This is a genomic window from Bradyrhizobium icense, from assembly GCF_001693385.1.
Lineage (GTDB): Bacteria > Pseudomonadota > Alphaproteobacteria > Rhizobiales > Xanthobacteraceae > Bradyrhizobium > Bradyrhizobium icense.
In genome coordinates this window covers 2,370,475-2,384,736 of sequence record NZ_CP016428.1, presented here as the reverse complement: position 1 = coordinate 2,384,736, position 14,262 = coordinate 2,370,475, and the positions used below count along the sequence as shown (strand labels likewise).

Genomic DNA, 14,262 nt, shown 5'->3' with positions numbered 1-14,262 from the left:
CCTGAAGATCATGCTCAAACAAGAAGATGCAGCGGGATGGCTCGAAGCAGAGTTATCACGTTCTCGTGTTGACTACGGAATCAAATGACCAGGCGCGCCGCTAGGGTTGGCCACGTTCAAAGACAGTTGCTTCGATCGGGCATTTGCCTTGCTGTGGCTTGCCTCGCGTTTGCGGCACCGGCTGCGCATGGTGAGAGCCTCCCCGAGGCGCTGGCCAAGGCCTACCAGACCAATCCCGCGCTCAATGCCGAACGCGCCCGCCAGCGCGCCACCGATGAGAACGTGCCGCAGGCGCTTTCGGGTTATCGGCCGCAGATCGTCGCTACTCTCTCCGCCGGCTTTCAGGCGGTACGCAACCTGCTGCTCGACAACACCGTCCAGTCGGCGAATCTGAGGCCATGGACCATCGGCGTGACCGTGTCCCAGACGCTGTTCAACGGCTTCAGGACCGCCAACAGTGTACGCGTGGCGGAATTGCAGGTGCAGGCGGGTCGCGAGGCGCTGCGCAATGTCGGTCAGGGCGTGCTGCTGGATGCGGTCACGGTGTACACCAACGTTCTCGCCAACCAATCGCTGGTCGAAGCCCAGCGCGCCAACGTGGAATTTCTGCAGGAAACGCTCGGCATCACCCAGAAGCGTCTGAATGCCGGCGACGTCACGCCAACCGACGCTGCGCAGGCCGAGGCACGTCTGAGCCGGGGTCGTGCCGATTTGAATGCCGCTGAGGTCAATCTGGCCGTCAGCCAAGCGACTTATCTTCAGGTCATCGGCAACGCACCCGCCGTGCTCCGCCCGGCCGAAGCCGTGGATCGCCTGCTGCCGCGCAGCCGCGACGACGCCACCGGAATGGCCTTCCGCGGGCATCCTGCCGTGATGGCGGCAAGCTTCGATTTCGACGTCGCCACGACCTCGATCCGCGTCGCCGAGAGCAGCCTGATGCCGACGATCACGCTGCAAGGCAGCGCCAGCCGCAGCAAGCAGTCGGACCCCACACTCGGCACCTTGGGGACCGACCAGGCTTCCGTGACCGGCCAGCTCACGCAGCCGATCTATGATGGCGGCATGGCCGCCTCACAGACCCGACAAGCCAAGGAAATCGCGGCCCAAAGCCGGCAGGTGCTGGACCAGGTCCGCAATCAGGCCCGCACCGCCGCGGTCGGCGCCTGGGTCGCCAATGAAGGCGCCAAGATTGCGGTCACGGCATCCGAAGCCGAAGTGCGCGCCGCCACCGTCGCGCTGCAGGGCGTTCAACGGGAGGCGGCCGGCGGCCAGCGCACCACGGTCGACGTGCTTAACGCGCAGCAGGACCTGATCTTGGCAAAGGCACGACTGATCGGCGCGCAGCGCGACCGCGTCATCGCTTCCTATACGCTGCTGAGCGCGATCGGCCGGCTCGACGTCAAAAATCTCCGCCTCAACACGCCGGACTATCTGCCGGAAGTGCACTACCATCAGGTGCGCGACGCCTGGCACGGCCTGCGGACGCCGTCCGGGCAGTAGGTTGTATTTTGTCGCGGTGTTAACCGGACGCTGATCATGTCCGGTATTTTCAGTCGCCAGCAACTCGCCTTGCCGTAAAACTCGGGTCCGTTCCGGCTCCCTTTTTTGATGACCGATTTGCGAGGCCTCGTGGTTTCAAACATTCTGCGCTGGTCGGCCAACGGCCTGCTGGTGCTGTTCCTGGCGGCAATCCTTCTGATCACCTCATTTCGCATGGCGGCATCGATTCGCGAAACCAGCACGCGCGCTCAACTGGCGCCAAGGACCGGCCATCTGGTGCCGACGCGTTCAGGCGGCGTTTTCGTGCAGGAGAAGGGTCCGGAGGGCGGCGTTCCCGTGGTGCTGTTTCACGGCACGGCAGCGTGGAGCGAGCTATGGCGTCATACCAGCGACGTGCTGGCCGCGGCAGGCTTTCATGTGATCGCCCTCGATCTCCCGCCGTTTGGATTCTCGGACCGTCCCGGCAGTTATACGCGGCAGGATCAGGCCGCCCGGATCAACGATGTGCTTGACGCACTGAAAGCTGAGCCCGCCATCATCGTCGGTCACTCCTTCGGCGCTGGTGCTGCGACCGAACTGGCGATGCGATATCCGGATCGGGCGCGCGCATTGGTGCTGGTCGATGCGGCACTCGGATTGACGGCTGCGCCATCGGACGCGCCCTGGGTGGTCCAGCCGCAATGGATTCGCGAAATCCTGGTGTCGCTGACCATCACCAATCCCGTGGCGACGCAGATGCTGCTCCAATCGATGATCGCGAAGAAGGAGCGCGCGCTGCCGGAATATGTCGCGATCCTGCAATGGCCGCTGGCGCAGCGCGACAGCACGAGCGATATCGCCAACTGGCTGCTTTATTTCCTCGGCTCCGATGCCAGCGCCGCGAGCGCGGACCGCAATGCCTATGCGAAACTGGAAGTCCCCGTCGCGATCCTGTGGGGCGACAAGGACACCATCACCCCGGTCGAACAAGCCCACGACCTTCGAACGCTGCTGCCGCCGGATACGGAGCTGACGTTGCTGCCGGGGCTCGGTCACATTCCGCAGATCGAGGATCCCGGCCTGTTCAACGACGCCCTGCTCAAGACACTCGGAAAACTCTAGACTGGCCCGAGATTCGCACCGGCCGGAGACATCATGGACATCATCAGATTGTGCGCCTGGGGCTATGCCGCCCTGCTCGGCTTCGTGATTCTCACCGGCTACATCCCCGCCTTCATCGACGCCAATGACATGATCTTCGGCCTGTTCCGCCGCACCTGGTACGCCGACGGGCTGCATCTGGTCTCGGCGATATGGGCGGCAGCGGCAGCGATGACCTCGCGCCGCGCCTCGGAATTGTTCTTTCAGCTATTCGGCGTGTTCTATTTCGCTGACGGCATGCTCGGCCTGCTCACCGGCAGCGGATATCTTGACTTCGGCATCCTCATTAACGGTGTCCTCGACCTGCCGCTCTCGACCCGATTTTTCGCCAACGCACCGCATCTCGCCCTCGGCGGCGTCGCCATCCTGATCGGCTATTTGCTTGCGCCGCGGACGCGGACCGCCGTTCATGCTTAAATGGCTGCGGCGTATCCTCGCTGTCATCGCAATCCTGATTGCGCTGACGGTGCTTGTGCCGCTGGCCTATATCGAGGGCGCGTGCCGGCCGGCGGCCAGCACATCGACCTTGACTGCGCCGGCCGTCACCCTTCCCGCCATCGACGAGCCGGGCTACCGGCGTAAGCTGAACAACACGTTCTTCACCTTCCCCGAATGGTACATCGTCTATTCCTTCGAGGATTTCGGCCGCTTCCTCGACCGCTCCAGCGAAAGCCAATTCAACTATCTCGGCCACATCTTCGGTTTCTGGCGCAGCTTCTGCACAATCAACCGCGCCGTGCCCGCGACGGGAGAATCGCTGGCCGAAGTGAAGACGATGATTTACGTGATCGGCATCAGCTATTCCGTCGAATATGCCATCAAGGGATTCTACGAGAATACCATCGGCCGCGTGTTCGAATGGATCAGGGGCGAGAAGCGTACCCCGCAGGATGAATTCGGCCGCGCCGTGCTGCAGGATTATGTCGCGTTCCTCTACACCGTTCCCTGGTACAAATATCCGTTCCGCGAGAAGCTCGACGGCCTGATGGCAATTTCGGCGCCGACGCCGAGCGCGCTGCGTAGCCGAGAGCGCGACTTCGCGCTCGGCGCGGAATACTTCGTCAAGATCGGTTACGCCGCGCTGATTCAGAAGGCGCTCGACGCCAGCAACGACAGCGAGCCGCGCGATATCATGTTCGCGGTCACAACGCTGCCGCCGGAGGTACTGGCGAAGGAGCCGCGCATCAGTCCGATCCGCGCACTTAACACACAATGGCAGCTCGTGCAGACGCCGCGCTATAAGGACTTTACCGAAATTGTCCGGAGCCTGGTGGACCAAGGCTACGGCCTTGCGGAGATCGCGGGCAACCACGACATTCTCGTCACCGTGATTGCCCCCGATGCCGCCAAGCTCGACATCAAGGGCACAACCGAACTGTTTTCACTGGAACTCGATGCGAAGCCCGGCTTTCGCCGAGCCGGCCTGAAGGCCAGGATCGACCGTCTCGTTGAAATCAACCGCGAGCTCGAGGCCAGGGGTGCAAGCATTGAGCACTTCTATGATTACTGACCGGCGTCAGCGCGGCGGCTGGCGGTGGGGCCGGATTGCCGGCGCCGTTGCGCTCGTCATCGTCGGCTGGCTCGCTGCGGTCGTCGCGTTGACATTCGGATCAGCCACCGGCAAGTCGATGGCAATCATTGGTCCGCCGTCCCAGGCGCTGGCTGCGGTCGCCAAGGCCAACGGCCGCATTCTTGTGTCGAACAACTACGTCACCATCGCGCGCTCCGACGACGCCGATTTCGTCGGCCGGCTCTACGCGGCCGGCGCGCTGCTGGTGCTCGACGCCGAACAGGCGGGCGGCTGCAGCGGCCTGCCGCCGAAGCGATTCACCGCGCAGCTTTGACGGACCCGAGTTCCAGCCATGCCGACCGGTCCGCCTCGAACGGCCTAATCCTTCTTTACCTGCAGCTTCTTCTCACCGCTTGGGTACCCATTTCGGCCGAAATAGCTGTATAATGGTTATGGGCCGACTTTCCGGCCGACGGGCCAAGACCATGATCAAGACATCCATGAACCGAATGGTCGTGCCCCTGATCGGGCTTGTCGCGACTGCTGGCATCATCGCAACGATTATCGCTATCCAGTACATCGGGCGGGAGCCGATTGCTGACAAGGCAGCCAGCGACGCACCAAAGCCGGTCACTGACGAGCGCGCCAAAGGGCCGGCCGCACTTGCAACCGCGCAGGCGGAGGCAAACGCGATGGCGGCCGCGCTGGCCGGATCGGCCGCCGCGCCCGAGAGCGGCGATGGCGGGCCGGCGTTTGACGTCGCCCGCATCGAGCCGAACGGCGAAGCGGTAATCGCGGGACGCGCGGCGCCGGGCGTCACCGTGGAACTGCTGCGCAATGGCGAGCTGCATGATCGCGTGGTCGCGGATCAATCCGGACAATTTGCGATGATCCCACCTCCGCTCCCACCAGGCACCTATGACCTGACGCTGCGCGCCAAGCAGCCGGACGGCAGAGAGACCATATCCAAGCAGAGCGTAACGGTGGCTCTCGAGCCGAACCTGAAGGAACAGCCGGTCGTGGCGCTGATGGCGCCAAACAAGCCCACCGTCGTGATGTCGCAGTCGGCCCAGCCAAAGGCGGAAGCCGCCGCCGTGGTCGTGGAGGCGGTCGAGACCGAGGCCGGCGGCAAATTCCATGTGAGCGGCCGCGCGCGCGCCGGCGCCCCGGTGAGGCTCTATCTGAACGACAGCTTCGTTGCCTCGGTGACGGCCGGGACGGACGGACGCTTTGCCGTCACCATCAATGAAGGGATCGGGCCCGGGAACTATCGCGTAAGGCTGGACGAGGTGGATTCGAAGTCCGGCGCAGTCCGTGGACGTGCCGAGGTGCCGTTCAACGCGCCCGAACCCGTGGTGACCGCGTCGGTGCCGCCGCGGACCTCACCGTCCAAACCAGACTCAGTCGCCCTGCCGAAGTCCCAGGTGGCGGATGCCTCGGCCGCCGCCCTGCCGGATGTCACGAGCTCCTCCACCGTGGTGGTGCCGAAGATCACGACCACCACGGTATCGCGCGGCGATAGCCTCTGGCGAATCAGCCAGGCCACCTATGGCGCGGGCACGCGCTACGCTACGATCTACAAGGCCAACCGAGAGCAAATCCGCAATCCCAACCTCATCTATCCCGGCCAGATCTTTGTCATTCCGAGCCAGGAAGCCAATCCTTAAGGAGTGCCCTCAAACGAACTTTCATGCTCCTGCCGCTCTAAAAAAATGGCCCTCGAAAAACAACGAACGCGTCAAAGACGCCGTCTGGCCGATCCCGTACTCTGTCCTTGATGGCACCTTGGACGAATGCATCACGAAGTTCCTGGAGCAGCCGCTGGGCCAGCGTCATCTCTACGAGATTCACACCGCTCCACAGGGCGAGTTGATCCCTGCAGTCATCTCCGCCGAACTCGTCGTTGAAATTGCCAGGCTGCGCGACTTTTTGTGATGTCTACCATCTTGCTGTGCCGGGCAAGCGGACGGATGGGCATCACGAAGCGTACTTCTGGTAGAACGTATTGGTAAACAACTCGCCGGGATCATACTTCCGCTTCGCCGCGAAGAAATCGTTGATCTGCGGGTACGATCGCTGCAACTGATCCTTCGAATAATAGAGCTGGTAAGGCAGGAAAAACCGGCCCTTGTGCGCGATGGTGAGATCAATCAGTTCCTCCGTCGCCTTCTTCATCCGCCGGTTGCCCTCTTCGTCCGTGGTCTGGTTGATGTAGAGCACCAGTGAGAACGCCGGCTCCGGCGAATAGGTCAGGAAATTGTTCTCCTGATGCACGACGCGGACCGACGCGTTCAGCAGATTGGTCTTGTTGTCGGTCAGCACCCTGCGCATGCCGTCGACGAACGAGACGAACTGGCTGCGCGGAATGAAGTATTCGTGCAGGATGTCGGTATCGTCAGGCAGCGAGTTGCGCAAATAAGGCACGGAATCGTGCATGGGGTCATTGCGGTTGACGAGACAGGCCTCCGCCGATCCGATCGCTTGTGCCCGCGTCACCGTGCAGTTTTCCATGCGGTGCTCGATGTGCTTCTCGGACAGCCATTTTATCTCCTGAAACAGCGGGCCTTGCTTGGACAGGTTGATGGTCAGCCGTCGCAGCTTGGTGCCGCTGACTTCGCCGAGCGGCTGGCGCTTGAAATCGGTGCCGTCGACTTTGGTGTAGGTATAGAGCAGCAATTCCTTCAGGAACGTGCTCGGCGCGGTCGAGAGATGGCCATACATCAGGCCGATATTGCTGTCCCCCTCGATCTCGCCGGCAAATAGCGCCGGAAATTCCTTGTAGTCCATCACGCGACGGCCGGTCTGGTAGACGAGGTTGTCGGCAATATCGAGCTCGGCCTCGACGATCACGCCGAACAGGCCATAGCCGCCGACCACGAGGTTGAACAGATCCGCATTCTCAGTCGACGAAACCGTGCGCAGCGAACCGTCCGCCAGCATCACCTTCATCGACTTGATCGATTTCGCGAGCGCGCCGGCCTGATGGTCCATGCCATGGGCATTGACCGAGATTGAGCCGCCGACGGTAAAGATGTCGGTCGACTGCATGGCGCGCACCGCAAAGCGCGGATGCAGGACGTTCTGGATGTCGTGCCAGGTCGCGCCCGGCTGCACGGTAACCGATCGCGCGCTCTCGTTCAGCACGATCTTGTTGAAGCCGCGCATGTCCAGCACGATGCCGCCCTTACGGAAGGCGTGCCCGCCCATGCTGTGGCGTACGCCGGCAGTGGTGACGGAAAGCTTGTTGTCGCGCGCAAAGGCGAGCGTCTTGGCAATATCCTCGACGCTGCGTACCTCGACCACGCCGTAGATTTCGGTCTTGTTGAGGCAGCTCGCATCATTGATGCTGCCGCCGAGCTGCGACCATTTCACGTCCTTGAGCGGCGCAATCGCCTTGATCCGCTCCAGATCGATTTTCGCCTGCTCGCCGCCACCGACCGCGGGGCCGCAATCCTTCTCGCCAGCGGGATCGGCCGCCAGCGCCTGTAGTTTGCGATAGCTGTAGACGCCGAGCAACACAACGACCACGGCAGCCACGGAGACGCCGGTTTTGAACTTTTGCGAAAATTTCTGCATGAATTGATTCCAAGGATGCGAGATATTCCGGGCGGGCGGATCTTTAGTCAAATTTGGGCGGTTTCTGGTTCGATAGACCGGTTGCGTTACCGAAGCGATAAACCGGGGCGAACAAATGCAGAGCTGCCGCATACATGTGATGGGAGCACCGGGCGCGGGCGTCACCAGCCTCGGCCGCGCTCTCGCCAGCACGCTGGCCGTCCCGCATCACGACACCGACGATTACTTCTGGCTGCCGACCGATCCGCCTTACCGGCATATTCGCGACGTCGCGGAGCGCCTGAAGCTGATGCAGGACGTCTTCCTGCCGCGCGCGGCCTGGGTATTGAGCGGATCGCTTAACGGTTGGGGTGACGTGCTGATCCCAAATTTCGACGTGGTGGTCTTCCTCACAACGCCTCGCGAGATACGGTTGCAGCGGCTGCGTGCGCGCGAGGCCACCCTGTTCGGCACTGAGGCGGTGGCGCCCGGTGGCTGGCGGCATGCAGAGACCGAGGAATTCATCGAATGGGCCTCAGGCTATGAGGAAGGCAACGTGAGCCGCACTCAAGCAAAGCATCAGGCCTGGCTAGCCGAATTGGCCTGTCCCGTCTTGCGGATGGATGGATCGCGGCCGTTGCCCGAACTGGTCGCGGAAGTTCGCGGAATGATCGGCGGCCACGGTGACGGCCCCGAGTGATGGGTGCCTTCTTCACAGCCCGGTTCTCCCGATATCTTCTTGCACAGACCGCGAGGCAGACTGGCCGCACCCGAACTCGGTCACGCCGCCGGATAAGAAGATCACCGACGTCACGCCGCTGTTCCAGATCGACGACGGACGGCTACTCGACCAGCTTCCCGGCGCCGGATGCGGCGATCCGCAAGAAGATTTTGGTCGACAATCCCGACGCAGCTTTACGGGTTCTGAAGCCCGGCGCGTGAGACCGCGACCCGCTCCGCCGGCCGGAGCGAATCGTGATCGCATTCGCGCAGCCACACGCCGGCCTTGCGCAGTCCGCCGAACGGGAACAGGTGGAAACCCGCGATCGGCGCGGTCGCAGCCGAAGACGCACAGCGCAATCCCCTGACGACATCGTCCGGCCCGGTGTCGGTCAACAGCCGCCCGAACCGGCCGATCTGGGCCCGCAGCGCGCGCATCGAATTGCCGATGCCGCAGCGGAGCGCGAATTTCGTCAGTGTCGCCGGCGTTGCCGGACCAGCCAGGCCGACGATGACAAGCAGATCGATGCCGGCGCGATCGAGGGCGCCGAGCCATTGCAGGATCGGCGTGCTTTCGAAGCAGAATTGAGTGACGACATCGACCCGCGTTCCCGACTGCTGTCCCCAGTCGCGCCACGCCTTCAGGCCGTTCAGTGCGTCCGGCAGTTCGAAATAAGGGTGGCCCTCGGGATGACCGGCAATGCTGACGGATGCAATCGCGTGCGCCTCGAGCAAGCCGCTGGCACGAACCTCGCGCGTCGATTTGAACGGGCCCCTTGCAGCGGCGACATCGCCGGCGATCAGGAGGATGCGCGAGACATCGGCTTCGCCGCGTGCCCGCGCCAGGAAATCGTCGAGCGCTTCCCGCGAGGGCATTTCGCGCGCCGCGATATGGGGCACCGGATTGTATCCGGCTCGACGCAGCGCGGCAGCCGTCTCAATGTTGTGGCGATAGTTATCGCCGGGCAGGAATGTAATTGTAACGTCGGTGCCGGCTGCGAAATGATCGCGCAGTTCCGCGATCTGATGCCCGCGCGAGGAGATTTCGACGGAGGCCGATGGCAGCAGCGCGGCCAATCTGGGGGATGACTGATCGGAGACGGTCACGGGCGCCTCCCCCTTGTCATGCCGGCGCACGGCGGCGCGAGATCACATAGGTTTCGTCGTTGAACCAGAGGCCGCCATGTTTCTTCAGCACACGATCGGTGGCTTCGAGATAGCGGCCATCGCGAACCACTTCCGACAGCCTGTTGTCCTCGATCTGCGCCACATAGATCGCCGCGTTCCAGGCGGCGAACAGCGTCGAGGTCCCGATCGGGCCGCTGACTTCGTCCGGTAGCGTGTGCATGTGGTAGCGGAAGATTGAGCGCGCGTCGGAGGAGGCGTTGAAATTGTAGTGGCGAGCTGCCGCGCCAAGCTCGTGCTTGACCTGGCGCAGGATCGCGTAGCGGTCGGTCTTGAAGGGATCGTCGCCCGGCCAGACCTGATCGATGATCTCGATGCCGGGATCCTTGCCGTGCGAATGGATGCCGATCAGCCGCCCACCCGGCCGCAGCGATTTGACCAGCGGCGTCACGACTTTCGAGGCCTTGAACTCGACGCTCGCCCGCGCCCGGTAAGGCTGCGAAGCGATGACCAGATCGTAGTCGGCCATCACCCGGCCCGGCCGCGGCATGATCGGATCGAGCAGGAACGAATGATCCTCGCGCCGCAGCGTCAGGATCACCGGGCGCTGATAGACCGGGTTGCCCGTGGTCGGGCTGATGCCGGCGCGCCAGTTCTCGGCGAGGAAGCTTTCGAGTTCGCCGATCTGCTCGGCAAAGCCGTGCGCCGTGTTGCCTGATAGCGTGACATCCTTCCAGATCAGGCCTTGCGCTGACGTCACCGAACGCGGCGTCAGCCACGGCGCCTCGGCGTAATAGAGATTGGTGACGACCAGCACCGTGGCCGGATGCTCGAACAGGCGGTCCGCCATCTTCTCCAGCATCAGGCGGACGTCTTCGTAACTGATTTCCTTCGCCACGACATAGAGCGGCATGGTGGGAAATCGCGCATGCACCGCCCGCATCACCCGCGACAGCACCGTGCCGTCGCCGACCCCGGCATCGAAGATGCGTAGCGCCGGCGGCGCCGGCTGCAGGTTGCCGAGCTCGAGTGAAATGCGGTTGCCGACCTCAGTCTTCTCGCTGCAGGTCGAGACGAACAGCAGGTACTTTTGGCGGTTGTCGAAGAATCGGAAGCCGGGCGGCGCGACCGCATTGGCGGCGACCGCACCGTTCAGTGGTTTGGAGGTCTCCCCCGGCTGGCCCGCCGCAGCGGCCGAAGCGGGTCGATGCTCGGACAGGTAGGCACGGACCTTGTCGAGCGTGCCGGTCGTGATCCGGGCGCCGTCGCGCAACCGCGACACCAGCTTGCCGTCGTTGACCACCAGCCGCCCGAAGGTCGATTCGGCCGTGCGCGTCTGGCGGCAATAGTCGCGGATCTCTCCGAGGATCTGCTCGGCTGTAGGCGCCGATTTCGCCGGCGGCGCGTGGCCGTTTTGTTGCCCCGCAGATCCTTGGCCAGTTCCTTGGCTTTCCTCGATCCGCATGGCTTGCTCCTGCGGTTATCCCTGCCGTTATCAAGGAACGGCCGCCGGATTGCGTCAACCACAAACCGAGTGGGCAGGAAACATGGGCGTGTGCCCACATCTAGCGGGATCACCAAGAAGCGAAAATACCGTATCGGACGCGATTGCAGTTTGGAGAGGCAGCCTGAGCGAGCGGGACCTCCTACTCGCGTACGGGCCATTGCGGCGGGTAGCTGCCGAGCGGCATTGCCGGGCGCGCCCAGAAGGCTGGCGTTTTCGACAACAGCGCCGAGTGCGTCACGTACCGCAGCGGCCCGAAGCCGGAGCCCATCTCCTCGATGAACGGCTTCACCGCTTCCCCCTTCAAATCCTCGATCGCAAGACCGTCGGCGACGCGCCCGAGATTCCACAGCCAGCGTCCGGTCTGCGCCAGCGACACCTGGACGTGCCAACTGCCGCCCTCTCGCGCCTGGCGCGCCTTGGCCATCATCGCGCCGAATGCCATGAAGTAACCGGTGGCATGGTCGAGCATCTGCGCCGGCAATTCCTTCGGCCCGTCAACACCGGCCGCCTGCCCCTCGGCATGGTTGAATCCGGTGGCGGTCTGCACCAGCGAGTCGAAGCCGCGACGCTCCGCCCACGGCCCGGCATGACCATAGGCCGACAACGTGACGTAAATGATACCGGGATTGATGCGCGCGGCATCCTTTGGCGAGAAGCCGAGGGCGGCGAGTGCGCTGGGCCGATAGCCTTGCGAAAAGATATCCGCCTGCACCAGCAGATCGCGCAAGGTCGCCCGCCCCTGCTCGCTCTTGAGTTCGACAAAGCTCGTCAGCTTGCCGCGCCCGGTATCGATGACGAGCCAGGGGATCGCCGGCAAATCGGGCCCCGAGATCAAGAGCACGTCGGCGCCATGTGCGGCGAGCGTTCGCCCCGCAACGGGACCAGCGATGACGCGCGACAGATCAAGCACACGGATACCTGCGAGCGGCCGCTCGCCTGCGGGCCACGGCTTTAGCGGCGCTTCGCCAATCTTCGTGATTGAGATCAGCGGCAAGCCGGCGAGCGCCTTGGCCTGTGGTGTCGCCAGCCATTCGTCATGCGAGCGCATGACGGCGACGACCCCGCCACTCGCATACGCCGCGGTCTCGAACGCCTCGCCATCCCATTGCAGCAACGCGGCCTGCACCGCGTCACGCTCCGGCTTGCAGTTCAGCACCTTGCAGACGGCGTCGCGGTGGTGGGGAAAATTGGTGTGCAGCCGCACGAAGCCATTGCGGGTCTTATAGACACCGGCGATGGCGTCCCAGGCCGGCGGCGGTGGCTTGCCGTCGACGCGCAGATAACGTTCGCTGCGGCATTCGACCACGGCATGGCGCAAGTCCACCGCGACGTCCTGCGCCTCTCCGCTGCGCATTCTCCAGATCTCGGCGGCTGCAAGCCCGGTTGCGGCGACGCTGACCTGCGCCGCGGCGGCGACACGAAACGACGACGGCAACTGCGGTTCGTCGCCAGTCAACGTGAGCGCACCGAGCGCGGACGGACTACCGCCGATGGAGGTCCAGATATCGGAAAGGATTTCTCTGGGGCTTTGCATCGGCGTGTCTCTCCCGTCAGTGCGAGCCTGTTGCCAACATCCCGGAACGACGGAAAGGGAGAGTCTTCCTCGGTTTGAGCTTTCGTCGTGACCTCGGTCGCCGCTACAATATAGCCGGATCACATAAGGAAAAACAAAATGGACTTGGGTTTGAAGGGCAGAAACGCCGTCGTGCTCGGCGGCACGCGCGGCATCGGACGGGCGATTGCGGACACGCTGGCCGGCGAAGGCTCGGGCCTCGCCGTGTGCGCCCGCAATGCGGATCAGGTCGCGGCCACCGTTACCGAGTTGAAAGGGCTTGGCGTGCGCGCGATCGGCGCGCCGGTTGACGTCACCGACGCGGCCGCGCTGAAATCATGGGTATCGGACGCAGCCGGGGAGCTCGGCAGCATCGACATGCTGTTTTCCAATGCGGGCGCCATGGCGCAGGGTGGCGATCCGGCCTCATGGGAGCAGAATTTCCGGCTCGACGTGCTCGGCGCGGTCAACGCATTCGAGGCGGCACGGCCGTTCCTCGAAGCGAGCGCGCAGAAGACCGGCGACGCGGCCTTCATCATCATTTCATCGATCTCGGCGGCGCAGGCGGATAGCGCCAGCTCCTATGGCCCGATCAAGGCGGCGCTGATCCACATGGCCAAGGGACTGGCGCGGCAATATGCGGATAAGAAAATCCGCGTCAATGTGGTGTCGCCGGGCACGGTCTATTTCAAGGGCGGCATCTGGAACATGGTCGAGCAGAACAGGCCGAAGCGATACCAGGATGCGCTGGCGCGCAACCCGACCGGCCGCATGGCGACGCCGCAGGAAATCGCCAATGCAGCCGTGTTCCTGGCGAGCCCTGCCTCCTCGTTCACGACCGGCTCGAACCTCGTCGTCGACGGCGCGATTTCGAACCGCGTGAATTTTTGAGGACGCTAGTAAGCGCCAGCAAACTGGGCTGGCAGGGTTGCGAGAGCTCGGCTTACAACCCGCGAACCGAACCGGTCAATTTGAATCGATATGCTAAGGGAACCTTACGAACTTACCGTCACTCTGGCGTCGGCTTTGATGACCCCTGGGTCCAATGACGGATGGCCACGATGATTGTCGACGAGCAAAGGACAAAAGTGCAGCGCGAACCGCGACGCCAGTTGCGCAAACGGCCGACATGGATGACGATCGACAACGGGATGACGAAGATCGAATGCTTTGTCCTGGACGTCTCACCGGGCGGCGCCAAGATCGCGACCGATGCCGCGTTCGACGTCAGGGACAGCTTTGAATTGGCGCTGGTGCCCGAACATACGACGCGCCAGTCATGCGAGGTGGTCTGGCGCCGAGGCAAGACCTACGGTGTGAAATTCCTGTCTTGAGAAGCGGCGTCTCCGCCGCAACTCCAGAGATCCGGCTCCCGCCGTGGCCTCATTGGTTCTCCCGGCCATGCGAAGCATCGTCCGGAGACGGCGCGGAGCCTGTTATCGGGCCGCGCCACGCGCGGACCCGTTGGCGCCTCCTCACTATGAGGGGAGATTCCGCAGCCGCGCGTTAAATCTTGCCCCCAACACCAGCATAGGACCTCATCCCTGAGGAGCTTTGCCGCGTCTCGAAGGATGCAGGCCCGTCTGTCGCCTCATGGCCCTCCTCGCCGCCGGGGTGCCATCCCGCCCCGCCTTACTCTCGTCGCCTTGGCTT

At 63.5% G+C, this 14,262-nt stretch carries 14 protein-coding genes and 1 pseudogene; 11 read left to right on the top strand and 4 right to left on the bottom strand.

The features are described 5' to 3' along the window. The first annotated feature begins 84 nt into the window (after positions 1-84). From LMTR13_RS11170 to LMTR13_RS42380, 7 genes are all read left to right on the top strand, one after another. The gene (locus LMTR13_RS11170) at positions 85-1,500 is read left to right on the top strand and encodes a TolC family outer membrane protein (protein ID WP_065727918.1); all 1,416 of its coding nucleotides are present in this window, start codon (positions 85-87) and stop codon (positions 1,498-1,500) included. A gap of 129 nt (positions 1,501-1,629) precedes the next feature. Beyond that, entirely contained in the window at positions 1,630-2,601 is a 972-nt protein-coding gene (locus LMTR13_RS11165; protein WP_197521070.1) for an alpha/beta fold hydrolase, read from the top strand. Between the two features lie 33 nt (positions 2,602-2,634). After that, complete coding sequence (locus LMTR13_RS11160; RefSeq protein ID WP_065727917.1) at positions 2,635-3,057, top strand: hypothetical protein; 423 nt, start codon at positions 2,635-2,637, stop codon at positions 3,055-3,057. Beyond that, on the top strand, positions 3,050-4,150 hold the full coding sequence (locus LMTR13_RS11155) for a hypothetical protein (protein WP_065727916.1): 1,101 nt from the start codon (positions 3,050-3,052) through the stop codon (positions 4,148-4,150). Before LMTR13_RS11160 ends, LMTR13_RS11155 begins: the two co-directional genes overlap by 8 nt. Beyond that, a complete protein-coding gene (locus LMTR13_RS11150; protein ID WP_065727915.1) occupies positions 4,140-4,484 on the top strand; it encodes a hypothetical protein in 345 nt (114 codons plus the stop codon). Before LMTR13_RS11155 ends, LMTR13_RS11150 begins: the two co-directional genes overlap by 11 nt. A 151-nt stretch (positions 4,485-4,635) precedes the next feature. After that, complete coding sequence (locus LMTR13_RS11145; RefSeq protein ID WP_065732606.1) at positions 4,636-5,817, top strand: LysM peptidoglycan-binding domain-containing protein; 1,182 nt, start codon at positions 4,636-4,638, stop codon at positions 5,815-5,817. Positions 5,818-5,935: 118 nt separating this feature from the next. Further along, positions 5,936-6,085 carry a hypothetical protein gene (locus LMTR13_RS42380; RefSeq protein WP_236843352.1) on the top strand — a complete coding sequence of 50 codons (150 nt, stop codon included), beginning with the start codon at positions 5,936-5,938 and terminating at the stop codon, positions 6,083-6,085. Between the two features lie 42 nt (positions 6,086-6,127). On the opposite strand, the gene LMTR13_RS11135 is transcribed toward LMTR13_RS42380, so the two are convergent. After that, positions 6,128-7,726 carry an FAD-binding oxidoreductase gene (locus LMTR13_RS11135; protein ID WP_065727914.1) on the bottom strand — a complete coding sequence of 533 codons (1,599 nt, stop codon included), beginning with the start codon at positions 7,724-7,726 and terminating at the stop codon, positions 6,128-6,130. A gap of 115 nt (positions 7,727-7,841) precedes the next feature. Between LMTR13_RS11135 and LMTR13_RS11130 the strand changes: the two genes are divergently transcribed. After that, positions 7,842-8,405, top strand: coding sequence for a P-loop NTPase family protein (locus tag LMTR13_RS11130; protein WP_065727913.1), 564 nt, complete (start codon positions 7,842-7,844; stop codon positions 8,403-8,405). 58 nt (positions 8,406-8,463) lie between these two features. Beyond that, positions 8,464-8,633: pseudogene (locus tag LMTR13_RS42375) on the top strand (amidohydrolase family protein); the annotation flags it as partial. On the opposite strand, the gene LMTR13_RS11125 reads toward LMTR13_RS42375, so the two are convergent. From LMTR13_RS11125 to LMTR13_RS11115, 3 genes are all read right to left on the bottom strand, one after another. Further along, positions 8,621-9,532, bottom strand: a complete 912-nt coding sequence (locus LMTR13_RS11125; RefSeq protein ID WP_156795553.1) for a methylenetetrahydrofolate reductase — start codon at positions 9,530-9,532, stop codon at positions 8,621-8,623. The pseudogene LMTR13_RS42375 and the gene LMTR13_RS11125 sit on opposite strands and share 13 nt — an antisense overlap. 16 nt (positions 9,533-9,548) lie before the next feature. Further along, a complete protein-coding gene (locus tag LMTR13_RS11120; protein WP_236843351.1) occupies positions 9,549-11,015 on the bottom strand; it encodes a hypothetical protein in 1,467 nt (488 codons plus the stop codon). Between the two features lie 181 nt (positions 11,016-11,196). Further along, the gene (locus tag LMTR13_RS11115; RefSeq protein WP_065727911.1) at positions 11,197-12,591 is read right to left on the bottom strand and encodes a CoA transferase; all 1,395 of its coding nucleotides are present in this window, start codon (positions 12,589-12,591) and stop codon (positions 11,197-11,199) included. Positions 12,592-12,729: 138 nt separating this feature from the next. Here LMTR13_RS11115 and LMTR13_RS11110 point away from each other — a divergent pair, with 138 nt between their 5' ends. Beyond that, positions 12,730-13,500 (top strand): SDR family NAD(P)-dependent oxidoreductase, encoded by a 771-nt coding sequence (locus tag LMTR13_RS11110; RefSeq protein WP_065727910.1) that lies wholly within the window; start codon positions 12,730-12,732, stop codon positions 13,498-13,500. A gap of 170 nt (positions 13,501-13,670) precedes the next feature. Then, a complete protein-coding gene (locus tag LMTR13_RS11105) occupies positions 13,671-13,943 on the top strand; it encodes a PilZ domain-containing protein (protein ID WP_065732603.1) in 273 nt (90 codons plus the stop codon). The last annotated feature ends 319 nt before the right edge of the window (positions 13,944-14,262 follow it).